Source organism: Vibrio sp. 10N.261.55.A7 (genome assembly GCF_002877365.1).
In the GTDB taxonomy this organism is placed as follows: Bacteria; Pseudomonadota; Gammaproteobacteria; order Enterobacterales; family Vibrionaceae; genus Vibrio.
The window spans coordinates 1-24,538 of sequence record NZ_MCWZ01000079.1 but is presented as its reverse complement, the minus strand read 5'-3'; the positions used below and the strand labels follow the sequence as shown (position 1 = coordinate 24,538).

General features: G+C 45.2%; 25 protein-coding genes. 16 read left to right on the top strand and 9 right to left on the bottom strand.

Annotated elements, in window-relative coordinates; all coding sequences use genetic code 11:
- Positions 1-51 precede the first annotated feature (51 nt).
- On the bottom strand, positions 52-873 hold the full coding sequence (locus BCU12_RS06245) for a DUF2989 domain-containing protein (RefSeq protein WP_102403490.1): 822 nt from the start codon (positions 871-873) through the stop codon (positions 52-54).
- 99 nt (positions 874-972) lie between these two features.
- On the opposite strand from BCU12_RS06245, the gene BCU12_RS06240 reads away from it, so the two are divergent.
- A complete protein-coding gene (locus BCU12_RS06240; protein ID WP_102403489.1) occupies positions 973-1,257 on the top strand; it encodes a DUF1315 family protein in 285 nt (94 codons plus the stop codon).
- Positions 1,258-1,446: 189 nt separating this feature from the next.
- Here the strand turns inward: BCU12_RS06240 and ansA are convergent, their stop codons facing one another.
- On the bottom strand, positions 1,447-2,460 hold the full coding sequence (gene ansA / locus BCU12_RS06235; RefSeq protein ID WP_102403488.1) for an asparaginase: 1,014 nt from the start codon (positions 2,458-2,460) through the stop codon (positions 1,447-1,449).
- A gap of 265 nt (positions 2,461-2,725) precedes the next feature.
- Positions 2,726-4,591, bottom strand: a complete 1,866-nt coding sequence (gene sppA, locus BCU12_RS06230; protein ID WP_102403487.1) for a signal peptide peptidase SppA — start codon at positions 4,589-4,591, stop codon at positions 2,726-2,728.
- Between the two features lie 218 nt (positions 4,592-4,809).
- On the opposite strand from sppA, the gene BCU12_RS06225 reads away from it, so the two are divergent.
- Entirely contained in the window at positions 4,810-6,822 is a 2,013-nt protein-coding gene (locus BCU12_RS06225; RefSeq protein WP_198599264.1) for an NADPH-dependent 2,4-dienoyl-CoA reductase, read from the top strand.
- 130 nt (positions 6,823-6,952) lie between these two features.
- Here the strand turns inward: BCU12_RS06225 and purU are convergent, their stop codons facing one another.
- On the bottom strand, positions 6,953-7,786 hold the full coding sequence (purU, locus tag BCU12_RS06220; RefSeq protein WP_102403486.1) for a formyltetrahydrofolate deformylase: 834 nt from the start codon (positions 7,784-7,786) through the stop codon (positions 6,953-6,955).
- A 196-nt stretch (positions 7,787-7,982) separates the two neighbouring features.
- Between purU and BCU12_RS06215 the strand changes: the two genes are divergently transcribed.
- The 11 genes from BCU12_RS06215 to BCU12_RS06165 all read left to right on the top strand — a co-directional run bounded on the left by BCU12_RS06215 (position 7,983) and on the right by BCU12_RS06165 (position 18,831).
- Positions 7,983-8,183 (top strand): hypothetical protein, encoded by a 201-nt coding sequence (locus BCU12_RS06215; protein WP_102403485.1) that lies wholly within the window; start codon positions 7,983-7,985, stop codon positions 8,181-8,183.
- Between the two features lie 116 nt (positions 8,184-8,299).
- On the top strand, positions 8,300-10,234 hold the full coding sequence (locus BCU12_RS06210; protein ID WP_102403484.1) for an ATP-dependent DNA helicase: 1,935 nt from the start codon (positions 8,300-8,302) through the stop codon (positions 10,232-10,234).
- Positions 10,235-10,253: 19 nt separating this feature from the next.
- On the top strand, positions 10,254-10,964 hold the full coding sequence (gene tsaB, locus BCU12_RS06205; protein ID WP_102403483.1) for a tRNA (adenosine(37)-N6)-threonylcarbamoyltransferase complex dimerization subunit type 1 TsaB: 711 nt from the start codon (positions 10,254-10,256) through the stop codon (positions 10,962-10,964).
- A gap of 58 nt (positions 10,965-11,022) precedes the next feature.
- Positions 11,023-11,328: a chromosome partitioning protein ParA gene (locus BCU12_RS06200; protein WP_102403482.1), complete on the top strand. Its 306-nt coding sequence runs from the start codon at positions 11,023-11,025 to the stop codon at positions 11,326-11,328.
- A gap of 60 nt (positions 11,329-11,388) precedes the next feature.
- Positions 11,389-11,946, top strand: coding sequence for a Slp family lipoprotein (locus BCU12_RS06195; RefSeq protein ID WP_102403481.1), 558 nt, complete (start codon positions 11,389-11,391; stop codon positions 11,944-11,946).
- 3 nt (positions 11,947-11,949) lie between these two features.
- Positions 11,950-12,801: an alpha/beta hydrolase gene (locus BCU12_RS06190; RefSeq protein ID WP_102403480.1), complete on the top strand. Its 852-nt coding sequence runs from the start codon at positions 11,950-11,952 to the stop codon at positions 12,799-12,801.
- A gap of 100 nt (positions 12,802-12,901) precedes the next feature.
- Positions 12,902-14,596, top strand: a complete 1,695-nt coding sequence (gene fadD, locus BCU12_RS06185; protein ID WP_102403479.1) for a long-chain-fatty-acid--CoA ligase FadD — start codon at positions 12,902-12,904, stop codon at positions 14,594-14,596.
- A 153-nt stretch (positions 14,597-14,749) separates the two neighbouring features.
- Positions 14,750-15,868: a ribonuclease D gene (gene rnd / locus BCU12_RS06180; protein WP_133153821.1), complete on the top strand. Its 1,119-nt coding sequence runs from the start codon at positions 14,750-14,752 to the stop codon at positions 15,866-15,868.
- Positions 15,869-16,312: 444 nt separating this feature from the next.
- Positions 16,313-17,227, top strand: coding sequence for a 30S ribosomal protein S6--L-glutamate ligase (gene rimK / locus BCU12_RS06175; RefSeq protein WP_102403477.1), 915 nt, complete (start codon positions 16,313-16,315; stop codon positions 17,225-17,227).
- 60 nt (positions 17,228-17,287) lie between these two features.
- A complete protein-coding gene (locus BCU12_RS06170; RefSeq protein WP_241909756.1) occupies positions 17,288-18,325 on the top strand; it encodes a succinylglutamate desuccinylase/aspartoacylase family protein in 1,038 nt (345 codons plus the stop codon).
- A 65-nt stretch (positions 18,326-18,390) separates the two neighbouring features.
- Positions 18,391-18,831: a RimK/LysX family protein gene (locus tag BCU12_RS06165; RefSeq protein WP_102403475.1), complete on the top strand. Its 441-nt coding sequence runs from the start codon at positions 18,391-18,393 to the stop codon at positions 18,829-18,831.
- A gap of 148 nt (positions 18,832-18,979) precedes the next feature.
- Here BCU12_RS06165 and BCU12_RS06160 read toward each other — a convergent pair whose 3' ends face one another.
- The gene (locus BCU12_RS06160; RefSeq protein ID WP_102403474.1) at positions 18,980-19,348 is read right to left on the bottom strand and encodes a DUF413 domain-containing protein; all 369 of its coding nucleotides are present in this window, start codon (positions 19,346-19,348) and stop codon (positions 18,980-18,982) included.
- A gap of 258 nt (positions 19,349-19,606) precedes the next feature.
- On the opposite strand from BCU12_RS06160, the gene BCU12_RS06155 reads away from it, so the two are divergent.
- Positions 19,607-20,494, top strand: coding sequence for a LysR family transcriptional regulator (locus BCU12_RS06155; protein WP_102403473.1), 888 nt, complete (start codon positions 19,607-19,609; stop codon positions 20,492-20,494).
- 114 nt (positions 20,495-20,608) lie between these two features.
- On the opposite strand, the gene minE is transcribed toward BCU12_RS06155, so the two are convergent.
- The 3 genes from minE to minC are packed head-to-tail and all read right to left on the bottom strand — an operon-like array spanning position 20,609 to position 22,368.
- Complete coding sequence (gene minE, locus BCU12_RS06150; protein ID WP_102403472.1) at positions 20,609-20,872, bottom strand: cell division topological specificity factor MinE; 264 nt, start codon at positions 20,870-20,872, stop codon at positions 20,609-20,611.
- Positions 20,873-20,876: 4 nt separating this feature from the next.
- Entirely contained in the window at positions 20,877-21,689 is an 813-nt protein-coding gene (minD, locus tag BCU12_RS06145) for a septum site-determining protein MinD (RefSeq protein WP_102403471.1), read from the bottom strand.
- A 16-nt stretch (positions 21,690-21,705) separates the two neighbouring features.
- Entirely contained in the window at positions 21,706-22,368 is a 663-nt protein-coding gene (gene minC / locus BCU12_RS06140; protein ID WP_102403470.1) for a septum site-determining protein MinC, read from the bottom strand.
- A 154-nt stretch (positions 22,369-22,522) separates the two neighbouring features.
- On the opposite strand from minC, the gene BCU12_RS06135 reads away from it, so the two are divergent.
- Positions 22,523-22,798: a YcgL domain-containing protein gene (locus BCU12_RS06135; RefSeq protein ID WP_102403469.1), complete on the top strand. Its 276-nt coding sequence runs from the start codon at positions 22,523-22,525 to the stop codon at positions 22,796-22,798.
- Positions 22,799-22,846: 48 nt separating this feature from the next.
- Positions 22,847-23,797, top strand: coding sequence for a lytic murein transglycosylase (locus tag BCU12_RS06130; protein WP_198599265.1), 951 nt, complete (start codon positions 22,847-22,849; stop codon positions 23,795-23,797).
- Positions 23,798-23,881: 84 nt separating this feature from the next.
- Here the strand turns inward: BCU12_RS06130 and folD are convergent.
- A partial coding sequence (folD, locus tag BCU12_RS06125; protein ID WP_102403467.1) for a bifunctional methylenetetrahydrofolate dehydrogenase/methenyltetrahydrofolate cyclohydrolase FolD occupies positions 23,882-24,538 on the bottom strand: 657 nt, incomplete at its 5' end.

The following is a 24,538-nucleotide window of genomic DNA, read 5'->3' as shown; positions in this document are numbered from 1 at the left end:
TCATTGTTACAACATGGAAAAGACGAAGCTAAAACGCTTGAGATTGAAAGATTATTTCAGATCTTTAGGAATTATCCTTTTAGTGAATTCACCTGAGCTTATGGCATCTTCCAATGTATCTGCAACATCATCCAGTCGATTGTACTTGTCTTCAGTAAACCCATAGAGCAACTGAAGCTCTTGATCCGACGCAATCGCAACGTCATAGCGTTTAGCCACCATCGCCCAAACGTAAGCAAGTTCTTTGTTTTGTACTCGATAATGGGTACTGGCAAGTGTTTTTAAGATTTCAGTATTTACCTTGCCTGATCGAGTAAGCTCTAAAGCACGATTGAGCAATTCAATGGTTTTCAGCTGATCTCGATTGGTGTAGAAGGTCGCAAGTGCGTATTGCAGTTCCGCTGTTTCAAGCTTTGGAGAGCCTTCAAGCTGCAAAAATTCTCTTTGCGCCTGATCGTCGCCAATTTGGCTCCATAGAAAGTAGAGCGTTTCTGGTGAACGTGACTTTTGAAGTTGTTCTACTATGCGGTCTAGCTCTTCTCCAGAATGAATGAGTGCACTAAAACGTTGCTGCTTCAGAGCACTTTGATCGATAGGCTGTATTTGTGCGGCAAGCTCTAGACAGCGACGATACAATCGCGCGTATTCGTATTCTTGGATGACATTGATATCGGATGGGTTCTTGAAGACTTCATAGCGGTGCCAAATGAGGTCAGTTCTTGGCAACCTGCACTGGCCATCGTTCATATTGAGAAGTTCACAGCGCAGGGCTGGTGTGTCTTCACAGAGCTGGTCAGTGTTTTTGTTGATTTCAAAACATCCAGACAATGCGACCGCTATTAGGGTTGTTGAGGTTAGTTTTAATAAATTCATACCATCGCTTGTGATCGATTACTCTTATTTTTCTACCCAGTCTTGACTCAATGCTACAGCGCTATATTTTGTCACTATATTGATAACTAAGGATAGAACATGGACGCCGAAAGTTTAATAGAAGCTATTACACCCGAAGTTTATCAGCGATTAAATTTTGCTGTTGAAACAGGAAAGTGGCCAGAAGGCGGTCAACTTTCTCAAGCGCAACGAGATTCTTGTATGCAAGCCGTTATGCTTTATCAATCTAAGCATAATGTAGATGCACAACATATGACAGTGGCAGCGGGTGGAGAGATAAGCTTCAAGTCAAAGTCTGAACTAAAAAAGCAATTTAAAGCGGAAGAAAGTGACATTCTTCGCGTAAATCCCAATAAGAATTAGGGGCTTAACCATAGAGAGTAAGTGGCTATCAACCGGATGTTTGGCCATAAAAAAGCTATCTTAATCTGGTATTAAGATAGCTTAAATATTTTTGCAGTATCGGAATATGAAGTTTAGTGAGGTTTGAATCTTCTCAGTTTGGGAAAATGTCCTACATTGCTACATTGCTACATTGCTACATTCTTTGCTCTATAGACTCATTTCACCATGCAGCACCTTCTGCATCTCTTCTTTCACTTCTTCATAAGTGAGCCCTTGGCTGAGCAGATAGTGCAGTTTCGCAAGCGCAGCTTCCGGTGTCATATCATAGCCACTTATGACGCCCGCATCTTGAAGTGCGCAGCCTGTCGCGTATCCACCCATGTTGACCTTTCCAGCCAAACATTGAGTCAGGTTTACGACAATCACGCCACGTTCGGATGCGTCTTTTAAATGAGCTAACAACTCTGGGTTTTGCGGTGCGTTACCTACTCCAAAGGTGAGTAAAATCATGGCATTAACAGGTTGAAGCAAGGTATTACGAATCACCTCATGAGAGATTCCAGGGTACATCGTAATGACCCCAATCGGCTGAGGCGTAATGTTATGCACTTTAAACTCACCTTGCGGTTTTTGGTCAACCACAACGCCGTTATTCACCTTGATGCTAATACCCGCTTCCAGAAGTGGTGGGAGATTTGGCGACGTGAAAGCACTGAAGCCATCAGCGTGTGATTTAGTACTACGGTTGCCGCGCATCAATTGGTTATTGAAGAATAACGTGACTTCATTAATCGGATAATTCGCTGCAATGTGCAGAGCATTCAGAAGGTTTGCTTGGCCATCTGAACGTAATTGAGCAAGAGGAATTTGTGAACCTGTCACAATGACTGGCTTCCCAAGATTTTCCAACATGAAAGATAATGCCGATGCGGTATAGGCCATGGTGTCAGTACCGTGAAGAATGACAAAGCCATCGTATTTCTCGTAGTTATCACGGATATCATCAGCGATCTGTTGCCAGTCCATTGGGGTCATGTCAGACGAGTCAATCAAAGGGTCATATTCATGGATGGTAAATTCAGGCATTTCAGGGCGATGAAACTCAGGCATACCCGCTAACTGCTTTTCCATGAAACCCGCGACGGGAATGTATCCGTGATCAGATTTTTGCATTCCTATCGTGCCGCCAGTGTAAGCGATGTAAATGTGTTTTCTCGTCATGATGCGCATCGTATTGTGATTTGGGAACAGGCGGCGATTATAGCGAATTGTTTGTGAATAAAAAGGGCTAGAGCTCACCTCTTTATAGTCTAGTCAGGTTTGCCAAATTGGCGAAGGTGAAAGGGCGTCAATGTAGGCAGAGTATTCGTGATTAAACGAGTGAAAACAAGAGGAACTTGCCGCTAAAAATAAGGCCAACTATCGCATGATAATTGGCCTTGATAATAGGGCTAATGAGCTAAGGGCTGCTTCAGCGGCTTAATGTTTATTGCACCTGGCAATTCAAACAAAAAGCGTACTGGCCTTTAGGATCATTAAAGCTTTCGAGTAGTGAAATGTCTGCAGAGACTTGATTGATCACGGGTAGCCATGACTTAGGCACCCATGAAGACGAAAGCCATGTCGTCATATCTACATCAAAAGAGACGTAAACCTGATTCATCATTTCCTGGAAGAACTGCTGCGCTGGAGACAACGGCTCTTGTACCCACGACACGTTATAGCTTTCGAGTTCCGCAAGCTCTGCCGCTAATGCAATGGCATCATCAAAGTCACCCATTTTATCAACAAGCCCATGCGCCATAGCGTCTTGACCCGTCCAAACGCGACCTTCAGCGATTGACTCTAATGTATCTAATGGTATCTCACGGTGAGTGCTTACTAGCCCTACAAAACGATTATAACCGTGCTCAATACCCAATTGGAACGCATCTTTAGCGCCTTGTGACATGCCTGTAGTCACGCCAACGCCAGAGAAAGGAGAGGTGCCAATGCCATCGGTATAGACGCCAAGGTTGGTTAATCCCTTTTCAAAGGTTGTGATCACACTAAAGATACCGATTGAACCCGTTAACGTCGTGGGTTGCGCAACAATCTTGTCAGCGCTCATCGAAATCCAATAACCACCGGAAGCGGCTAAACTCGACATGGATACGACGACTGGCTTGTTTGCGGCTCGCAACGCGTCAATTTCATTACGAATGACTTCAGAAGCAAACGCGCTGCCACCTGGGCTATCAACACGCAGAACCACGGCTTTAACGCTGCTGTCATTTCGTGCTTGGCGAAGTTGGCTCGCCGTCGTATCACCGCCCACATTGTTGCGTGATTGCTTACCATCCATGATAGCGCCGCTAGCTACGACAACGGCAATGTCGTCCGCTTCTACGTTAAACGCAGGGGGCATGGTCGAGCGATATTGGTAATAACCGACCGCTTGATAGCTATCTTTGCCATCACTACCAAAAACATCCGACAGTTGAGAGCGAATCTGTTGTCGTGTCGCGAGTTCATCCACCAATCCTAGGTTTAAAGACAGTTGGGCCAAATTACCTTCTACGGCCTCTAATTGCTCTAGGAATTCGTCCATAGATGGATTGAGAGCTTTCGCGTCCATTTGGCGGTTCGTCGCAACGTCATCGACATAGGCACCCCAAAGCTGCGTCAACCAACGCGAGGCAGATTCTTTGGCTTCATTAGACATGTCAGTGCGTGTGAAGGGCTCTATAGCGGACTTGTAGGTGCCGACTCTAAAGACATGAGTATTGACATCTAGGTTTTCGAGCAACGTTTTGTAGTACATCGAATAGGCACTGTAGCCTTTCAAAAGTACGGCACCGTCTGGAGAAAGAAAGACTTTGTTGGCGTAGCTTGCGAGGTAGTATTGGCTCTGGTTGTAGAACTCACCAACGGCATAGATAGGTTTACCAGAAGCCTTGAATTCATTTAACGCTTTCGCGATGTATCTTAGCTTCGTGAGGTTGGTTTCTGGTAGCTGGCGCAGCGAAAGTACCAAACCTTTGATTTGATCATCGTCTTGAGCGTGCCTGATGGTATCGACAATATCGAACAATACGTTTTCGCGCGGCATGTCTTGGCCAAAGAGTGAGCCCGTTAATGAGTCCACTGGATTATTGTAAGACCGCTGTTCAACGATAGGTCCCGATAGGTTCAGCACCAATGCAGATTGTTGTTCGACGACAGGTGTTGGGGTGTCGACACTTGTGAATAAAAAGTAAATAACCACAAGGCTAAGAATAAAAAAGAGATTGGTTATAGCAAGGCGAATAAAGGTGATGATTTTCCATAAACCTTTAAAAATCAGACCAATAAATTTGAACAATTTTTTCATCGAATCTTCTCTGCAGTTGACCTAACAGAGTCCATGATGGTGTGAGAGTGTGCTGTTCATATCCTACGCCATCTCAATATGGCAGACAACTCAATGTTTTATGTGGATTGAGAGGAAAATACGAAGTTGACCAGTGTTGCAAAAATGTAAACGGGTGTTTGATTTTTTACTCTAGTGTGAATATTCTGGTCAGACCACGAATAATAATAGATAAAGTGATGTCTGCCATGTACTCAAACCTACTACAACCGCTCGACCTTGGATTTACCCAGTTAAGAAATAGAGTCTTAATGGGGTCAATGCACACGGGTTTAGAAGAAGACAAACAAGGCCTGCACAAATTGGCTGCTTTTTATGAAGAGCGAGCGAAAGGCGGTGTAGGGCTTATCGTGACGGGAGGTTTCTCACCAAATTTACGTGGACGGTTAACTCCTTTTAGTGCTGAGTTCAGTAAGCCAAAGCATGCACAGTCACATAAAGTGGTCACCGAAGCGGTGCACAAACATGGTGGTAAGATCGCACTGCAGCTTCTTCATGCAGGGCGTTACGCAATGCATCCTTTAGCGCAAAGTGCGTCAGGAATGAAGGCCCCAATCGCGAAGTTCGCACCCAGTGAAATGAGTCCTCGCCAGATTAAGAAAACCATTGACGCATTCTCAAACAGCGCAGAACTGGCTCAACTAGCGGGCTACGATGGCGTCGAAATCATGGGGTCAGAAGGTTACCTCATCAACCAGTTTATCTGTAAACGCACGAACATGCGTTACGACGAATGGGGGGGCAGCTATGAAAAACGCATGCGCTTTCCTCTCGAAATTGTCCGCTCAATGCGAAAAGCGGTGGGTGACGATTTCATCATCATCTTTAGGCTTTCAATGCTCGATCTGGTTGAGCAGGGCAGCACGTTTGAAGACGTGGTTCTGTTGGCTCAAAAACTAGAAGAAGCGGGCGTAACGATCATTAACACGGGAATAGGTTGGCATGAGGCAAGAATCCCAACCATCGCGACTCAGGTTCCACGCGGTGCGTTTACTTGGGTAACAGAAAAGGTAAAGCCTTACGTTAACATCCCAGTGGTGACCTGCAACCGAATAAATACGCCAGATGAAGCTGAGAAGATCCTAAGTTCAGGGCAAGCTGATATGGTCTCTATGGCAAGACCATTCCTTGCGGATCCAGATTTTGTTGCAAAAGCTGAGAAAGACCAAGCGCAGTTTATTAATACCTGTATTGGGTGCAATCAAGCCTGTCTTGATAATGTCTTCAAAGGTAAACGAGCAAGCTGCCTTGTGAATCCGAGAGCGTGTTACGAAACCGAAATTGTCGTTCAACCAGCAGTGACCAAAAAGAAAATCGCCGTTGTTGGGGCAGGCCCCGCGGGATTGTCCTGTGCAACGACGCTTGCTGAGCGTGGGCATGATGTTGACCTGATTGAGAAGAACGATCGCATTGGTGGACAGTTCAGGCTAGCAATGCAGATCCCGGGTAAAGAAGAGTTCCGAGAAACGATTCGTTATTTCGCGAACCAAATCGATGCGACAGGGGTGAACTTGCTGCTCGATACCGAAGCGACATTTGAGAGTCTATCTGAGTACGATGAAGTGGTGATGGCATCGGGTGTTGAACCTAGACAGGTTAATATTTCCGGCATCGATAACGAATCTAAAGTGGTCGACTACCAAACTCTGATTCGAGAAAAAACGCCAGTCGGAGAGAAGATTGCGATTGTTGGGGCTGGTGGGATCGGCGTGGATATTGCGACCATGCTAACCGAGCCGGAAGATAACACGCTTGATGATTGGTTACACGAGTGGGGAATAGACAAACAGATTGGCCATCCTGGTGGTCTGTATCCTTATCCTGCCTCACACAGTGATAAAACCGTATGGGTATTACAAAGACGCCAAGGGCGTGTGGGCAAAGGGCCGGGTAAAACGACGGGTTGGATTCACAAACGTACCTTAGAAAAGCGTGGTGTAAACCTACTGGGCGGTGTTGAATACAAGAAGATTGATGAGGAAGGTTTACACATCTCGGTTAAGGGTGATGCCAAGTTGTTGGATGCCGATAAAGTTGTGATTTGTGCTGGGCAGGAATCGGTCCGACCGTTTGAAGATCGCTGGTCAGAACTTGAAGGGAAATTGCACGTGATTGGCGGCGCTGATCATGCGGGGGAACTGGATGCGGTTCGAGCTATTCGTCAAGGTGTGAAGCTGGCTATTAGCCTCTAAGGTGCGTGTCCTTCTAGCTGATACTTAATGAAAGACAAACAAAACGGGCATTGATGTTGAAATCAATGCCCGCTTTTAATGGATTGTCACTACTTCCTACACTGTAACTGCATAATGAAATGCGTTAGCTCTACAGGATGACGGTTTTATTGCCGTAAACAAATACGTGATCGTTCAGAACTTTATTGAGTGCTTTACTCAATACATTTTTCTCTACGTCGCGACCCGCACGTGCCATGTCCTGGGCGCTGAAGTTGTGATCAACAGGAATCACATCTTGTTTAATAATCGGGCCTTCATCGAGATCATTGGTAACGAAGTGCGCGGTGGCACCAATGATTTTTACACCACGTTCATACGCTTGCTGATAAGGCTTCGCACCGATAAACGCGGGTAGGAAACTGTGGTGGATGTTGATGATTTTATGATTGTATTTCTCAACAAACCCTGGCGTCAGTACGCGCATGTATTTGGCAAGCACTAAGTAATCCGCATCGTATTGTTCGATAACTTTCAGTACTTCTTGCTCATGCTCTTCGCGATTCAAACCCACGTGAGAAACCGTATGGTAAGGAATATCAAAACGCTCAGTTAAACCTTGTAACGTGTCATAGTTGCCCACAACTGCCGCAATCTCGACATCCAAACTACCATCGTAGTTCTTCATTAGAATATCGCCCAAACAGTGTGACTCTTTGGTCACTAAGATAACGATACGTTTACGGGTAGAGTTGACCAGGTTACGTTTTGTGCCTTCAGGAAGCGCTTGGTCAAGATCGGCTAGAAGCGTTTGATCGTTGAAATACCCTTCCAGTTCAGTACGCATGAAGAAATGCCCACTGGTGTTATCCACAAACTCATTATTGTGAATGATATTAAGTTGGTGCTTATAACAAATGTTGGTGATTTTAGATATGAGTCCAGGTGCGTCTTTGCAATGAGTTAGGAGTGTTTTTTTTTCCATTTGTGTTGTGCTTCCATGAATTATTTTTTTGGGCTAAAAACTAATTTGAGGTTCCGTGAACGGTGACGTAAGCCTCAATATACCTGCTATAATTAATCTATTATCGAGCATGTTTCAACAAAAGATCGTTACCAAGTTTCTAGGTTTACCTATTTTGTTGTGGATTCTATCGTAAGAAGTATCAAAGGTGCTGTATATGGATAAAGAACTACTAGCGCGAAAACTGTATGTTGAGCGAGTGAATGCTCTTGTTGGTGATCATGAAGTCGATGAAGCGACGCTGACTGAAATGTGGGAAAACAAAGCCTCCCCAAGTGATGCGGCAAAAGCCATTCTTTGTGACGATAACGGATTTGACGGCCCAGCCTGGCTCTCACGTTACCTTAATAAGAAGTAATGGTTCACTCTTAACTTAAAATCCACACCCACCGGAGCGAGTCACACTAATCTGATTCGCGCCGGCACACTAAAGCTGACATAATCCTCCAATAATACTCTTTCCTATTGACTTAAATGATCTTAAAGACCTTCTCTTCTGATGGTGCACTGGGCAAAGCCATTCCTGGCTTTCAACCTAGGCAACCGCAACTTGATATGGCCCAAGCGGTCCATGACGCCATCAACGATCAGTCGCAGTTGGTGGTTGAAGCAGGAACCGGAACGGGAAAAACGTTTGCCTACTTAGTACCAGCGCTTTTAAGTGGCAAAAAGGTGATCATCAGTACGGGGTCAAAAAATCTTCAAGAGCAGTTGTTCCATCGTGATCTTCCTTTAATGGTCGATGCGCTGGGGTTTTATGGTCAGGTCGCGCTCTTAAAGGGCCGTTCGAATTATCTTTGCCTTGATAGGTTGAGCCGTCAAATGGTGGAAAGCCACAATAACACGGCGGATCCAACGCTTTTGGCGCAGTTGACCAAGGTTCGATCTTGGGTATCACAGACGAAAAGTGGTGATTTAGGTGACTGCGATGAAATCGCCGAAGACAGCCCAATCATTCCTACGATTACATCTACCAATGACAATTGCCTTGGCAAAGAGTGCCCAAGTTTCACGGATTGCTTTGTACTGAAAGCCCGAAAGCGAGCGATGGATTCTGATGTTGTCGTCGTTAATCACCACCTATTTCTGGCCGACTTAGCGATCAAAGAGACGGGCTTTGGAGAGCTGATTCCTGAGGCGGACGTATTCATCTTTGACGAAGCCCATCAACTGCCCGACATTGCCAGCCAGTACTTTGGTCAATCCGTATCGAGCCGTCAGGTACAAGAATTAGCCAAAGATATTGAGATTGCCTATCGGACAGAAGCCAAAGACATGCGCCAATTGCAAAAGGTGGGTGACAGCTTAACGCAATCTTCTATGGATCTTAGGCTCATACTCGGGGAACAAAATTTTCGTGGAAACTGGCGTGAAGCGCTTGCGTCTCCTGCCGTGGGGCGAGAGCTACAACGACTGCAAGATGCCCTAGATTTTGCTATTGAAGTGCTCAAGCTAGCACTGGGTCGGAGTCAATTACTGGATACTGCATTTGAACGTGCAAATCTTATCAAGTCTCGAATAGAACGAGTTTGCGATGTTTCCATCACTGGGTATTCCTATTGGTATGATACGACCCCAAGACACTTTACCCTGCACATTACACCGCTTTCGGTGGCTGATAAGTTTCACGAGCAGATAGAGCTTAAGCAGGGGGCCTGGATATTTACTTCAGCAACGCTGGCGGTGAACGAAGACTTTGGCCATTTTACCTCACGTTTGGGCATTCAACCGAAACAAAAACTGGCGTTACCTAGCCCTTTTGATTATCAGACTCAAGCCAAGTTGTGCGTCCCTCGTTACTTACCTGAACCCAATAGCCCAGGTATGGCGGATAAGCTTGTGGAATTTCTTGGCCCTGTGATTGAAGAAAATGGCGGCCGATGTTTTTTCCTTTGTACGTCGCATAGCATGATGCGAGAGCTGGGAGAGCGCTTCCGAGATGTCCTATCCGTGCCTGTGTTGCTGCAAGGTGAAACCAGTAAGCAGAAAACATTGGCCGAGTTTATGGAACTGGGTAATGCGTTGCTGGTGGCAACCGGCGCATTTTGGGAAGGGATCGATGTTAGAGGTGATGCATTAAGCTGTGTTATCATTGACAAATTACCGTTCACGGCACCTGATGACCCGTTGCTAAAGGCTCGTATTGAAGATTGCCGCCTGAAAGGGGGAGATCCCTTTGCTCAAGTGCAATTGCCCGATGCGGTCATTACGTTGAAGCAAGGGGTCGGGCGATTAATCCGTGATAAAAACGATCATGGTGCACTGATCATTTGTGATAATCGTTTGGTGACGAAAGATTATGGAAAACTGTTCTTAGCCAGTTTGCCGCCCATTCCGAGAACTCGGGATTTAAATACGGTTCAAGCGTTCCTCAAGCAGCTTGAACAAGCAGACGCTAACCAACATTAATTAAAAGATAGAGTTATCAATGACTGGAAAAATTCTTGCTTTAGATACCGCGACAGAAAACTGTTCTGTTGCTTTGATTGTCGGCGACCAAGTATTCGCAAGAAGTGAAGTAGCCCCTCGCGACCATACCAAGAAAATTCTACCTATGGTCGATGAGGTACTAAAAGAAGCGGGCTTAAGCCTATCGGATCTTGATGCATTGGCATTTGGTCGCGGCCCTGGCAGCTTTACTGGTGTGCGAATTGGCATTGGTATTGCACAAGGTTTAGCATTCGGCGCTGAACTGCCAATGATAGGTGTGTCTACCTTAGCCGCTATGGCTCAGGGTTCTTATCGTAAACTAGGGTTCAGCAAGGTTTGCTGTGCCATTGATGCACGAATGAGTGAAGTATATTGGGGGCGTTACAGCCGTCAAGAAAACGGCAGTTGGGTAGAGGTTGATGCAGAATGCGTCATTCCGCCTCTCGAGCTTGCTAATGAAATCTCCAAAGATGACTCTATTTGGTATACCGCCGGAACAGGTTGGGACGCGTACCAAGAAGAATTGGCAGCATTGCCTTTAGAGCGTGCAGAGCTAGAAGATGAGCCAGTGTTATACCCTGAAGCCATTGATATTGCGTATTTGGCGCAGTTTGAATGGGAAAAAGGCAACACGGTAGACGCCGAAAGCGCAAGCCCTGTTTATCTGCGTGATAAAGTAACATGGAAAAAGTTGCCTGGTAGAGAGTAATACACTGTACTTAGCACTGAGATAAGGCCAGCTTGCTGGCCTTGATAAAAGGAAAAAAATGGTGTCGATAAATGGATTACCTCCTTCGATAGTTCCTGGTAGTACGAAAACTAACAAGACAACAAAAAAGAACGAGGTAAAAAAAGGACAAACATCGACTTCAGTTGGACAACCAACTCAAGTTGCTCATGCTGTTTCCAATTCCATTCGTCATGTCAACGAATCTGACATCCATCGCGCTCAGGTACAGTATGATTTACCTGAAGGTCAAAGCCGAAAAGCTATGCAAGAATACCTTTCTGTCATGACCCAATCCAAAAGAGATGAACTCGCCAAGCTACTTGGTGTCGATATTTATATCTAGTTGCCATGATCACAATCCATGGTACTCATATACAAATAGTTTTTATCCTAAGAGAACACTATGAATAAGCCTTTGTTAAAAGCGAGCCTATCGTCGCTTGCCTTACTCTTTCTTACCGCGTGCTCGTCACTTCCAGAAACGTTAGAATCCGACAACGACCAGTTGGTTTCAGACTATGGAGTATGGGTAACCAGTGATTCTGATACAAAGCAACAGGTTCGTATGGGCGGTGTAATTGCTGACGTCACTAACCTTGCAGATAAAACCCGTATTGTTATCGTTAACCTGCCAATCAATGACTCTGGCAAACCCGATATCAAAGAAAAACCCAATGGACGCTTTGTTGGATACGTCGACGGTTTTCTAGAGCCACTTGCTTATAGTAAAGGTCAATTGATCAGTGTTATCGGTCAAAGTCATGGCACAGAAGACATCACCGTGGGTGAGTTTGAGCAAACCATCCCAGTGATGAATGTGACGGGTTACCATGCGTGGAAGATTCAAGAACGTGTGGTTATTGATGAAATTCGAACTTATCAATATAACTGTTGGGGACTGCATTGTAGACAGATGTCCTACGGTCCTCGAGACGGCCGAGTGATCAAAGAAGTCAAATAGCCTATGCGCAAGGATTGTATCTCTATCGAGTGTGGTGACGTTGCCACACTCGAGCTTGGCTGTCGTGAAACAGCCCACACAACGGTATTGTTTCTGCATGGCTGGCTAGACAACGCAGCCAGTTTTAGTTCCATTCTTCCAACACTCTCTTCACTCGATGAAAACCTGCATTTGTGCGCCATCGACCTGCCTGGGCATGGGCTTTCTTACCACAAGGGCTTGAGCTCATTTTACCCTTTTCATGACTATATCGATGATCTTCACCAACTATTGACGGTTTTATCACCAAACAGACTGTTCATAGTAGGACATTCTCTTGGTGCATTGATCGCAAGTTGCTATAGTGCCGCGTTTCCTGAGTTCGTCACAGGATTAGTTCAGATTGAAGGCTTTGGCCCACTAGCGGAAAAGCCCGATAACAGTGTAGATAGATTGCGCTCCGGTGTGTTGGGTCGTCAGCGGTTAAGACGTAAACCTATTCGCTCCCCTGGTGGATTAAATCAAATGACACAGCGTCGCGCGCAAATTAATGACATAGAGGCTGATTTGATACGCCCAATCGTAGCGCGCGGTATGTGCCAGCAAGGTGAAACGTGGCAGTGGCAGCATGATGGCCATCTACAAAGTGATTCACTGTATCGAATGTCATTTGAGCATGCACAAGACGTCATTGAACGCATTCAATGTCGGCAGTTGGTGATCTTAGGTGACAACGGCTACAGCCACTTAAAGCACTCATTAAGTGCATCCAGTAATGCGTGTGAAGTGGTAACAATTCGAGGTGGCCACCATTGTCATTTACAAGATCCCCAAGCCGTAACAGAACTGATATTTGGCGAGCTTAACAAAATTTAAACAAGTGTTTGAGTGTTACGTGCTCATGCGCTTTGGCTGTGCTGTAATAGACGAATAATAATAATGGTCAATAAGCCAGCCAATAACGAGGAGTAATACCGTGGAAAACCCTTGGCTCTCACGCTATCCAGAAGATGTTCCAGCACAAATCAACCCAGATCAATACAGCTCTTTGGTTGATATGTTCGAACAATCGATACAAAAATTTGCCGACCAACCTGCGTTTATGAACATGGGTTCGGTGATGACTTTCCGCAAATTAGAAGAGCGTAGTCGCGCATTTTCTGCCTATTTACAGAATGAATTAAAACTAAAGAAAGGTGACCGCGTCGCGTTGATGATGCCGAACCTACTTCAATACCCTGTTGCGCTGTTCGGGGTATTAAGAGCGGGCATGATTGCGGTTAATGTGAACCCGTTATACACACCACGTGAGTTAGAACATCAGCTCAATGATGCCGATGCAAAAGCGATCGTCATCGTTTCTAATTTTGCCAACACACTCGAGCAGATTGTTGACAATACACCGGTAAAACACGTTGTACTCACTAGCCTTGGTCAAATGTTGCCAAGAGCGAAGGGCACGATCGTGGATTTCGTGGTGAAGTATGTCAAAGGCATGGTGCCTAAATACAATCTACCTGGTGCGATTTCTATGCGCCGAGCTTTGCACAAAGGTCGTAGGCTCCAATACGTTAAACCCCATATTTCTGGCGATGATATCGCGTTCTTGCAATACACTGGCGGTACTACGGGCGTTGCAAAAGGTGCCGTATTAACGCATCGCAATATGATCGCGAACGTCATGCAAGCGAAAGGTGCCTATGGCCCTGTTTTAGCTGATGGTCGTGAACTCGTGGTTACTGCGTTACCGCTCTATCATATTTTTGCATTGACCGTGAATTGCCTGTTATTCCTTGAAATCGGTGGCAGCAACTTACTGATCACCAACCCAAGAGACATTCCTGGTTTCATCAAAGAGCTACAAAAGTATCAATTCACCGCAATTACTGGGGTGAATACACTGTTTAATGCGCTAGTAAACAACGAAGATTTCAGTGAACTCGATTTCAGCAATTTACGACTCTCAGTCGGTGGTGGTATGGCCGTTCAGCGCGCCGTTGCGGAGAAATGGAAGAAGATCTCCGGTTGTTACTTGCTCGAAGGTTACGGCTTAACCGAGTGTGCTCCCTTAGTTGCGGCGTACCCTTATGATCTGACCGAGTACAATGGCTCTATTGGTTTACCTGTGCCGTCAACGGAAGTCCGTATCGTGGACGAAGAAGGCAACCCTGTTGCTAACTCTGAGGTGGGTGAACTACAGGTTCGTGGTCCACAGGTCATGCAAGGCTACTGGCAGCGTCCAGAAGCAACGAAAGATGTGATCAATCCTGAAGGGTGGCTATCAACGGGTGACATCGTTAAGTTTGACGATGAAGGTTTCTTGCACATCGTTGATCGTAAGAAAGACATGATCTTAGTGTCGGGCTTTAACGTCTATCCAAATGAAATTGAAGATGTGATTGCTCTGCATGGCAAGGTACTTGAAGTGGCGGCGATTGGTCAGCCTCATGAAGTGTCGGGTGAAGTGGTGAAGGTTTACGTTGTGAAGCGTGATCCAAGCTTAACCAAAGAAGAGTTGATTGCTCATTGTCGTGAGAATTTAACCGGCTATAAAGTACCGAAGCTGGTTGAGTTTAAAGAAGAACTGCCAAAAACGAATGTGGGTAAAATTCTTCGCCGTGTCCTTCGAGAAGAGAACGACGCTGAACTGGCTAAGCGCGCAAGCGAGTAGTGAGAACTCTAGGGGCGAATGAGAATAATCCGCCCCTATACAGAAATCGAAGACAATTTAGTGTTAGAATGCCGACTTCATCGTCGGCATTTTTATTGTCAAAACAATTAACTTCCAAAGCCACGTATTTCAAAAAACATTAGCGAGCATTTTGTGAACTATCAAATCATTACACAGCAGTCCGATTTAAAGCGAGTCTGTGACCAAGCCCAGCAATCAGACGTCGTAATGCTCGATACCGAGTTCGTGCGCATTCGTACTTTCTATCCACTCCTAGGCTTAATTCAATTGTTTGATGGCGAAAACCTGTCACTGATTGACCCGACCGTGTTTGAGGATATGACACCATTTGTGGATCTATTAAAGAACACCTCAGTGATGAAAGTACTGCATGCGTGTGGTGAAGACTTGGAAGTTTTCCAAAATGCATTTGGCTGCACGCCTTTCCCGATGGTGGATACCCAAATTATGGCTGCGTTTTTAGGCCATGGGCTCTCAACAGGCTTTGCAAGCTTGGTTAACGAATACATTGGTGTCGAGTTAGATAAGAGCGAATCTCGCACTGACTGGATGGCTCGCCCGCTGAGTGTTAAGCAACTTGAATACGCTGCCGCTGATGTATTTTACCTGATGCCGTTGTACGAAAAGCTGCTCGAAAAAACCTCTGCCGCAGGCTGGTGGGATGCTGCTCAGGAAGAATCAGAGCTGCTGGTCAGTAAGCGAATAAAAGACGTTGATGCAAACAACGTGTATCGAGATATTAAAGGCGCCTGGCAGCTGAAACCGAAACAGCTTGCCATCCTTAAACCGCTCGCCACATGGCGCTACAAAGAAGCCATGAAGCGCGATTTAGCACTGAATTTTGTATTTAAAGAAACCGACTTACTTCTTGTGGCTCGAGATGCAATAAAGAGCAATCAACAAATGGAACAAGAGGGTATTGATGGTCGCGCTGTACGACGCCACGGCAACCGTATCGCAGCCATGATCAAGTCAGCAGAGCAAACTCCCCAAGATGAATATCCAGCCGCCATCGATCGTTTGATGGATTATCCAGGCTATAAGCAATTGTTTAAATTACTGAAAGATGAAGTAAAAAAAGCGTCTGCCAAGTCGGGTTTAGCGACGGAATTTCTTGCGTCTAAAAAACAACTCAATCAATTGCTTAGTTGGGTATGGCGTAAAGACCGCAACCCAAGTGCCTTACCGGATGTCATGAAGGGGTGGCGCTTAGAGCTTATGGGCGAGAATCTCAATAAGCTAGTTAAGTAGTCCAATAATATTGCTGCTACAAGTAATTAGTGACATTGGGCAAAGCCCAATAAGCACAGATAAATAAGAGCCTACCAGCGTGACTGGTTGGCTCTTTTTTTACGATTCATGTTTATGATTAAACCCCTTATTTTTTCTTCCTTCTTCCTTCTTCCTTCTTACTTCTCTCTTTTCTGCTTTACTCATCGACTTTCTCCACTCTTTTCTATTTCAGATTGTTCTAAGGGCGATTCATGTCGAAGGGGCAAGAGCCTGTTTTCTTGATGTGGTTGAAAGGAACCTATTGGTAGCAGGTGTGATTAGAGTTCTGAAACCCTCATTGATAAAAATAATTTGTCGTCAAGACGAAAACTATTCGTTGTATTTTCGCTGAGATAACTCTTAAAGTTCGCGCACTTTCCGAGGGGATGGCCTTTCGGGTAAACACACTAAGAGGTTATAGCCATGCGCATTGCGGTTTTATCACGCAACGAAAACTTGTACTCGACTCGCCGCCTAAAAGAAGCGGGTGAAGCAAGAGGACATCAAGTGGATATTATCGATACTCTGCATTGTTACATGGACATAACCAGCAGCCACCCGAAAGTGCGTTACATGGGAGAAGAGCTTCCACACTACGACGCAGTGATTCCAAGAATCGGTTCTTCGGTGACCTTTTATGGCACTGCGGTGGTCAGGCAGTTTGAGATGATGAACACTTTTTGTATCAACGAGTCAGCTGCGATTACTCGTTCACGAGACAAGCTGTCTTCTTTGCAGCTTTTGTCGAAAGAAGGCATAGGGTTACCAAAAACCGGTTTCGCGAATAAGCCTGACAAGATCAAGGATCTGATCAAGAACGTAGGAGGTGCGCCTCTTGTCGTTAAATTGCTAGAAGGGACACAAGGTATAGGCGTGGTACTTGCCGATACTGACAAAGCGGCAGAAAGCATTATTGAGGCATTCATGGGCTTGAAAGCCAATATTTTGGTTCAAGAGTTTATTGAAGAAGCAAAAGGGGCGGACATTCGATGCTTTGTTGTTGGTGGAAAAGTCATTGCTGCGATGAAACGCCAAGCAGGTGAAGGCGAGTTTCGCTCTAACCTACATCGAGGTGGCACTGCACAGCTTATCAAGCTGACCAAAGAAGAGCGTGCAACGGCGGTGAACGCCGCGAAAGCGATGGGATTAAACCTTTGCGGCGTTGATATCTTGCAGTCTGCTCGCGGGCCAGTCGTGATGGAAGTGAATTCGTCTCCTGGCCTAGAAGGTATCGAGCTTGCGACAGGCAAAGACGTTGCGGGATTGATTTTCGACTTTATTGAAAAAAAGGCACAAAGAACCGCTCAAAAACAGCAACGTTCAGCGGCATTGGTTTAACGTGGCGTGTAAGAGAAATAGGTGACGATGATGAGAAATGAATCAAAGACAAATTCAGCTGTGAGTCAACGAACCGACAATAAAAAGCTGGCCATTGCGGGTGTTGAAATCGCGCCGGGTGAAAGAAAGAAAATTGATATTCCTGTCGCCAAGCTCTATACCGATGCGGAAATCAGTCTGCCGATTCAAGTGATTCGAGCGAAAAAACCAGGGCCTGTCGTTTTTGTTAGCGCAGCTGTGCACGGCGATGAATTGAATGGCATCGAAATCATAAGCCGCTTAGCGCAGCAAAACTTGAAACTGCAAAGCGGCACCTTGATTTTGGTTCCGATGGTGAACGTATATGGTGTGTTGAACCAGAGTCGATACATGCCAGATAGACGAGATTTGAATCGCTGTTTTCCAGGCTCGAAAACGGGTTCGCTAGCAGGACGTTTGGCCTATACGTTTTTGAACAGTGTGGTCGCACATTGCGACTATGGGATCGATTTGCATACAGGCGCGATTCATCGCTCTAATTTACCGCAAATTAGAGCGAACCTAGACGATGCAGAAACAAAGCGCTTAGCCGAGGCTTTTGCTGTTCCCGTATTACTGAATGCCAATATTCGTGATGGCTCGTTAAGAGGCGCGGCCGTGGGCAACGACACACGTGTATTGCTTTATGAAGCGGGCGAAGCGCTTCGTTTTGATGAGCTTTCAATACAAACGGGCGTAAAGGGTGTTATTCGTGTACTTCGAGCGTTGGGTATGATTCGAAAACGCATGAGCAAAGTGAATATCGAGCCCTTTGTTGCGAACCGCAGTGATTGGACACGCGCCAATGCTAGTGGGTTCGTTAAGGAGTTTGTTTCATTAGGTTCTGTGGTGGAAAAGAATGAAATCTTGGCCGAAATCAATGGCCCGTTAGGGCATAACATTAATCAAGTCGTCTCGAATCGTTCGGGCATTATTATTGGTAAACAAAATATCCCGCTCGTTCAAGAAGGAGAGGCGATGTACCACATTGCATACTTTGGCGATACGGCGGAAGAAGTGCATGAACACATTGAAATGATGCAAGACTCGATAGTGTCAATAGGGCCGGATATTTCCTAGCTAAAAGGGTCATTGGAAAAGGCCAGTGACCTTAATATTAACCTTAAAATTGTGTAGATAAGACAATGCCAGATACGTTTAAAAATCGAATGATCATAGGAAATTTGGAGCTTTGTGCGCTGCCTGAGATGGGTATCCATGATTTGGAGGTTCGCATTGATACAGGAGCGAAAACCTCTTCGCTCCATGTCGATAATATTGAGAAAATCGTCAGGGATGGCAAACCTTATGTCGCTTATGACCTTCATCCGGGTAGTTACCGTGTCGCGCAGCCAGTGCGGCAAGAATCGTTGGTGTATGACTGCAGAAGAATTAAATCTTCAAATGGCAAGGTAGAGCATCGTTATGTGATTGAAACTATGATTCAACTGGGTGGTAGAGAGTGGCCAATTCAACTCACCTTGAGCAACCGAAATGACATGACTTACATGATGTTGCTTGGTCGTGAAGCGATGGCGGATAAGGTTTATGTTGACCCGAGCCAGACCTTCTTAGCGGTGAAGTAAGCCCAAAGAGAATGTTGATGAAAACCTGCGAGTCAGGTGGTTAAAGAAAAACAAAGTAACGAGAGTTGGTATAAATCGCAGTCAGTACCCTTGAAAGGTACTGACTGCTTAGGAAGGAAGAAAAACGGGGGAGTTGCATTGGCTTTATTTATGCAACGTCATGTACCTCATCATCGTTAAGCGCATAGTCAAACTCTAGTACAGGGACCTGAAATCTAGAACGACTGTTGAGCGTATGGAAAGATCGTCGACCTCGAGAAAGTCGCGTATATTTTAGCCAAGCATGTTCGTGTTTTGTTTTTGCTTTAGCTGGGTGTTTCATGACTTTAACGAAATGCTTTTCATCCGAGTTTGCTGGCGCAATGATGCCATGCTCTAGTGCTAGCATTGTCTCACCAAACACGAGGAGAATTTCGCTTTCAAGTAGAGTGAAATCGCCAGACTTGGCAAATCCGCGTGGAAATTTGACCATATCGTAGAAACGTCTTTTGCCATGACGAAGTTGAGTTTCAAACATTGATACCTCGGAACGCACAATTATTATTGGATAGGCTGACAATAAGTATTTGGGGTAATACTGACTGTGTAGGCTGAGAATAGGCCACCAGAGCATGCGAATAAAACGAATTGTTTTTATCTAAAAGACAAAATTATTTTTGCGAATTTTCTTGGGCTGACGCCATAATGCTGCATAAGACATTGTGGTCTTTTCAGCGATTCATTATTTTTTAATAAGAGAACGGTTAATAAACGAATTTTTAGGTGTGGTTAAACGATGGACGTAAAAGTATTCCAAACGTTTTTAGAGGTGGCGAAAGAAAAACACTTTGGCCGAGCTTCTGAAAATTTATACATCACACAAGCGGCAGTCAGTGCGCGAATAAAACAGTTAGAAGAGTATTTTGATGCTGAGTTGTTCATTCGACACCGTAATAATATTCAACTGACGTCGGCTGGCCAGCGCTTGCTTAGCTATGCAGAAGTGATGGTATCAACGCTAAAACAAGCCCGATTTGAGTTGTCTTTAGAAAGCAATAAGATCAAGCAGCTGACGATTGGTGGCACCCCAAATATTTGGGATGCTTACCTACAAAATGGATTAAGCGTGATCACCAGTTCATTGAAAGGCTATGGTTTTTCTGCGGAGTCTTTAGGTCGAGAGCAACTGAATCGCAATCTGCTCGATCACTCAATCGACATCGCTTTCTCCTTTGACCCATTTAAAGTGGATGAGTTTTTTAGTAACCAGATAGCGGATTTGGTCTTAGTGCTCGTCTCAACAGAGCCTTTAAATGCAGAAAGTGGCTTTGACAGTAAATATGTCTACATTGATTGGGGCACTAACTTTACGTTTGAACATGCTGATCGCCACCCCAACATTCAAGCGCCTTATTTAAGAACATCAACAGGCAGAATCGGGCTGGACTTTATTCTAGAGAAGGGCGGATGCGCTTATCTTCCTCTCTCACTTGCCCAACCGTTTTTAGATGCAGAGCAATTGTATCGTGTGGAAGGCATTGATGACTGGGCAAGGCCAATCTATATGAGCTACCGTAAAAACAGCCACATGATTGAGTCTATTGAAAAAGTACAAACATTGGTGGATACCATTGAGCCGGCCAGTTCGTTCTTGGTTCAGCAGATTGGCGACGGCATGGAATGATCTTTACGGAGTAAATACATTTATGTGATGTGATGTGATGTATTTCGCTGCGATTGGTAATAGAAAGCCTCGGCTAAAAATAGCTGAGGCTTTTATTTTATGAGCGGACAGTGATTATTTTTCGTCTTCAGGCAAAGTGATGTTAAGTTCTAGCACTGAAATGTCATCGTCTTTGTGCTCAAAGCTAAGATCAACCATCGATGGGTCAACCGCCACATATTTACCGATAACTTTCAGAATGTCTTCTTTCAGCTGTGGTAAATAGGACGGTGCAGGGTCGCCCTGGCTACGACGCTCTGCAACGATAATTTGCAGGCGTTCTTTTGCGAGATTTGCAGTGCTCTTTTTCTGTGGTCGAAAAAACTCAATCAATGACATGTGGTTAACCTCCGAATAATCGCTTAAAGATTCCTTTCTTTTCCTCAACTAAAAAGCGGAAATCCACTTGTTCGCCGAGTAAGCGTTCTACCGTATCATTATAGGCACATCCCGCATCTGACTCGTCATCAAAGATTACAGGCACACCTTTGTTGGATGCATTGAGCACCGCTTGGCTTTCTGGAATAACACCCACTAATGGGATATGTAAGATCTCTTCAACATCTTCAACGCTGAGCATTTCACCTTGAGATACACGAGCTGGGTTGTAACGAGTGAGCAATAGATGCTGTTTCACTGGTGGCAATCCGTCTTCTGCGCGTCGTGATTTAGAATCCAAAATGCCCAGTATACGGTCCGAATCTCGAACAGATGAGACTTCTGGGTTAGTGGTCACTATCGCTTCGTCGGCGAAGTACAAGGCCATCAAAGCGCCTTGTTCAATGCCTGCAGGAGAATCGCAAATAATAAAGTTAAAGCCCATCTCATCAAGTTCATCAAACACTCGACGCACACCATCTTTAGTCAGTGCATCTTTATCACGGGTTTGAGAAGCGGGTAAAATGAATAGGTTGTCTGTTCTTTTGTCTTTGATGAGTGCTTGATTGAGTGTCGCTTCACCATTGATGACATTGACGAAGTCATAAACGACACGACGCTCGCAGCCCATGATCAGATCTAGGTTTCTTAGGCCGATGTCAAAATCGATAACCGCCGTTTTTTGTCCTTTTAACGCCAAGCCGGAAGCGATCGCTGCGCTGGAAGTTGTCTTACCAACTCCGCCTTTACCTGACGTGACTACAATAATACGAGCCATGGTATTTCCTTTTTAATTATAGTGTTAGCGTTTCGAGCTGAAGAGAGTCGTCATCCATACTGATCATAACTTTCTTTTGCCAAAACGTTTCTTCAATCTTATCGCTTAACCAGTAGTTTCCTGATATCGACACCAGTTCAGCTTGTAAATCATTGCAGAATATTCGTGCTTGTTTCTGGCCGCTAGCGCCTGCAATTGCACGGCCTCTTAGTGTGCCGTGAATATGAATAGAGCCGTCAGCAATCACTTCTGCTCCTGCGCTCACGTGACTTAATATCACCAAATCCCCGTCTTTCGCATAGACTTGCTGACCAGAGCGAACAGGCGTGCGAATGACTTTAGTCGGCGCCATTTCAGCGGGTGCCTGTTGGCGCACATTGGTGGCAGACATAACGGCAAACCCTGCTTCTGAAGCTAGGTTTTGTAGGCGTTTATCTTTGCTGCCTGTTATTCCTACCGGAATCATACCAATCTCTTCGATGCCTTGTTTAAGAGCGATGAAATCGATGTCACCCGCAACTTTTGCAATGTTTATCACTACTGGAGCAGAGGTGAAAAACGCCGGTGCTTGCGAGACTTTTTCTTTAAGAAATGTAACGGTATTGGTGACTTCACTATCAGAAAGGTGTAACACTGACAAAGTGAAGCTACTGCCTTTTAAATCGGGAGTCTTGGACATTTTTATTTGCGGCCTTAACTGAAAGGGCATTGCCTGAAGCTAGGGATATCATGTTATATTCCATATCTACCAACGGCAAGCGCTGTAGCCGTTAATTGTCGAAACTTTAACGTTATTTCTCTGAATGACTCAACATTTAATCAAAAGGCGACTTATGCTTTGTTCCATATATAAAAGTTCTAAGAAAGAAGGGACATACCTGTACATCCCAAAGAAGGATGATTTTTCACAAGTTCCTGACACCCTGATGCAAGTGTTTGGTAAACCTATATTCGTCATGGTCATAAAACTAGACAAGCATAATCTTGCGCAAGTGAGTAAAGAGGTAGTGATAAAGTCGCTAGCTGATGAAGGCTTTTTCCTTCAAGTACCGCCACCGCAAGAAAATTTATTAGAGAAATATAAAGAACAAAAAGCGCAGCAAAAATAGTTGCGACAATCGCTCAAGGAGGGCATTTTGAAGAAACTTTTATCGGTAATGTTAGGCTTGGGTCTTTCATGCTCGGCAATCGCGAGCGAGATGAGTTTTGATGAGTATGTTGAGAAGCTAAAGCTGCAAGCGGCAGAGCAGGGTATTTCTCAGCAAACGATTGATGATGCTTTCAAAAATGTGACCTTCAAGCCAAGAGCCGTCACCGCTGACAAAAATCAGCCAGAGAAAAAACTGACCTTGGATGAATATATCCCTCGCGCAGTGCCTGATTGGAAAGTAAAACAAGCCAAGGGGCTGTACAAAAAACACTATGAAGCACTGAAGCGAATTGGTGATGAATATGGGGTACAACCTCAGTACATCGTCGCGCTTTGGGGAGTGGAAAGTAATTTCGGCACCTTTACCGGCGGGTATAGTGTGATTGACGCGCTTTCAACGTTAGCCTACGAAGGTCGCCGTGAAGCATTTTTCCGTAAAGAAGCGATGGCCGCCTTAACCATCATTGATGAGGGCCACATAACGGCAGATTCAATGAAAGGCTCTTGGGCGGGCGCAATGGGGCAGCCACAATTTATGCCGAGTTCATTTCTGGCGTTTGCCGCTGATGGCAACGGCGATGGTAAAAAAGACATCTGGAACACAACAGAAGATGTTTTTGCGTCTGCAGCGAATTATCTAAGCCAGTCAGGTTGGGATGATACCTATACTTGGGGACGCCAAGTGCGAGTGCCTGAGTCTGTTGATATTGACCTGCAAGGCCGTGGTGAAGGCAAAGGTAAGTATTTGCAAGAGTGGGGCGATCTTGGCATCACTCGATACGACGGCCGTGCTTTACCCAAGCTTGATGAAGACATTAAAGCCTGGTTGATCATGCCTGATGACCATCATGGGCGCACGTATTTGGTTTACAACAATTACAATGTATTGATGAAATGGAACCGCTCGTATTACTTTGCATTGGCGGTGAGTCATCTAGCGGATCGTATTAAGTACTAAGAAATAGCTTCGAGTACCAAACCGTATTTTGATAAACAAAAAGGCTCCTAATTTAGGAGCCTTTTTTATCTAATAAACATGTCGTTATTTATTGGTATGGAACTGTTCGCACGCCATCATCGTATTCTCGATAAGGCTAGCGACGGTCATTGGGCCAACACCACCAGGAACTGGAGTGATAAAGCTTGCGTTCTCTTTCGCTGCATCGTACTCCACATCGCCAACAAGTTTGCCTGATTCTAAACGGTTGATACCCACATCGACCACAATCGCGCCTTTCTTAATCCAGGCTCCAGGAATGAAGTTTGGTTTACCCACTGCGACAACCACAACATCGGCTTGACGAACATGCCCTTCCAGATCTTTCGTGAATCGGTGACAGGTGGTCGTTGTACAGCCAGCTAGCAATAACTCTAGCGTCATTGGGCGACCAACAATGTTTGAAGCGCCAACAACAACAGCGTGCTTGCCACGCAAATCAATGTTGTAGCGATCAAGCAAAGTAATGATGCCTTTTGGCGTGCATGAGCGCAGCTTTGGCATGCGTTGTGCCAAACGTCCAACGTTATATGGGTGGAAACCATCAACGTCTTTTTCTGGGATGATTCGCTCGAGAACTTGAGTCGCATCGATGCCCGCAGGAAGTGGCAGCTGGACAAGGATACCGTCGATTTCAGGATCTTGATTAAGTGTATCTACTAGCTCAAGTAATTCACTTTCTGAAGCTGTAGCGGGTAAATC

Excerpts from the sequence above, each read along its gene's own strand:
- BCU12_RS06245 (WP_102403490.1), bottom strand. The coding sequence starts at position 873 with ATGAATTTATTAAAACTAACCTCAACAACCCTAATAGCGGTCGCATTG.
- BCU12_RS06240 (WP_102403489.1), top strand. The coding sequence starts at position 973 with ATGGACGCCGAAAGTTTAATAGAAGCTATTACACCCGAAGTTTATCAG.
- ansA (WP_102403488.1), bottom strand. The coding sequence starts at position 2,460 with ATGACGAGAAAACACATTTACATCGCTTACACTGGCGGCACGATAGGA.
- sppA (WP_102403487.1), bottom strand. The coding sequence starts at position 4,591 with ATGAAAAAATTGTTCAAATTTATTGGTCTGATTTTTAAAGGTTTATGG.
- BCU12_RS06225 (WP_198599264.1), top strand. The coding sequence starts at position 4,810 with ATGTCTGCCATGTACTCAAACCTACTACAACCGCTCGACCTTGGATTT.
- purU (WP_102403486.1), bottom strand. The coding sequence starts at position 7,786 with ATGGAAAAAAAAACACTCCTAACTCATTGCAAAGACGCACCTGGACTC.
- BCU12_RS06215 (WP_102403485.1), top strand. The coding sequence starts at position 7,983 with ATGGATAAAGAACTACTAGCGCGAAAACTGTATGTTGAGCGAGTGAAT.
- BCU12_RS06210 (WP_102403484.1), top strand. The coding sequence starts at position 8,300 with ATGATCTTAAAGACCTTCTCTTCTGATGGTGCACTGGGCAAAGCCATT.
- tsaB (WP_102403483.1), top strand. The coding sequence starts at position 10,254 with ATGACTGGAAAAATTCTTGCTTTAGATACCGCGACAGAAAACTGTTCT.
- BCU12_RS06200 (WP_102403482.1), top strand. The coding sequence starts at position 11,023 with ATGGTGTCGATAAATGGATTACCTCCTTCGATAGTTCCTGGTAGTACG.
- BCU12_RS06195 (WP_102403481.1), top strand. The coding sequence starts at position 11,389 with ATGAATAAGCCTTTGTTAAAAGCGAGCCTATCGTCGCTTGCCTTACTC.
- BCU12_RS06190 (WP_102403480.1), top strand. The coding sequence starts at position 11,950 with ATGCGCAAGGATTGTATCTCTATCGAGTGTGGTGACGTTGCCACACTC.
- rimK (WP_102403477.1), top strand. The coding sequence starts at position 16,313 with ATGCGCATTGCGGTTTTATCACGCAACGAAAACTTGTACTCGACTCGC.
- BCU12_RS06165 (WP_102403475.1), top strand. The coding sequence starts at position 18,391 with ATGCCAGATACGTTTAAAAATCGAATGATCATAGGAAATTTGGAGCTT.
- BCU12_RS06160 (WP_102403474.1), bottom strand. The coding sequence starts at position 19,348 with ATGTTTGAAACTCAACTTCGTCATGGCAAAAGACGTTTCTACGATATG.
- BCU12_RS06155 (WP_102403473.1), top strand. The coding sequence starts at position 19,607 with ATGGACGTAAAAGTATTCCAAACGTTTTTAGAGGTGGCGAAAGAAAAA.
- minE (WP_102403472.1), bottom strand. The coding sequence starts at position 20,872 with ATGTCATTGATTGAGTTTTTTCGACCACAGAAAAAGAGCACTGCAAAT.
- minD (WP_102403471.1), bottom strand. The coding sequence starts at position 21,689 with ATGGCTCGTATTATTGTAGTCACGTCAGGTAAAGGCGGAGTTGGTAAG.
- minC (WP_102403470.1), bottom strand. The coding sequence starts at position 22,368 with ATGTCCAAGACTCCCGATTTAAAAGGCAGTAGCTTCACTTTGTCAGTG.
- BCU12_RS06135 (WP_102403469.1), top strand. The coding sequence starts at position 22,523 with ATGCTTTGTTCCATATATAAAAGTTCTAAGAAAGAAGGGACATACCTG.
- BCU12_RS06130 (WP_198599265.1), top strand. The coding sequence starts at position 22,847 with ATGTTAGGCTTGGGTCTTTCATGCTCGGCAATCGCGAGCGAGATGAGT.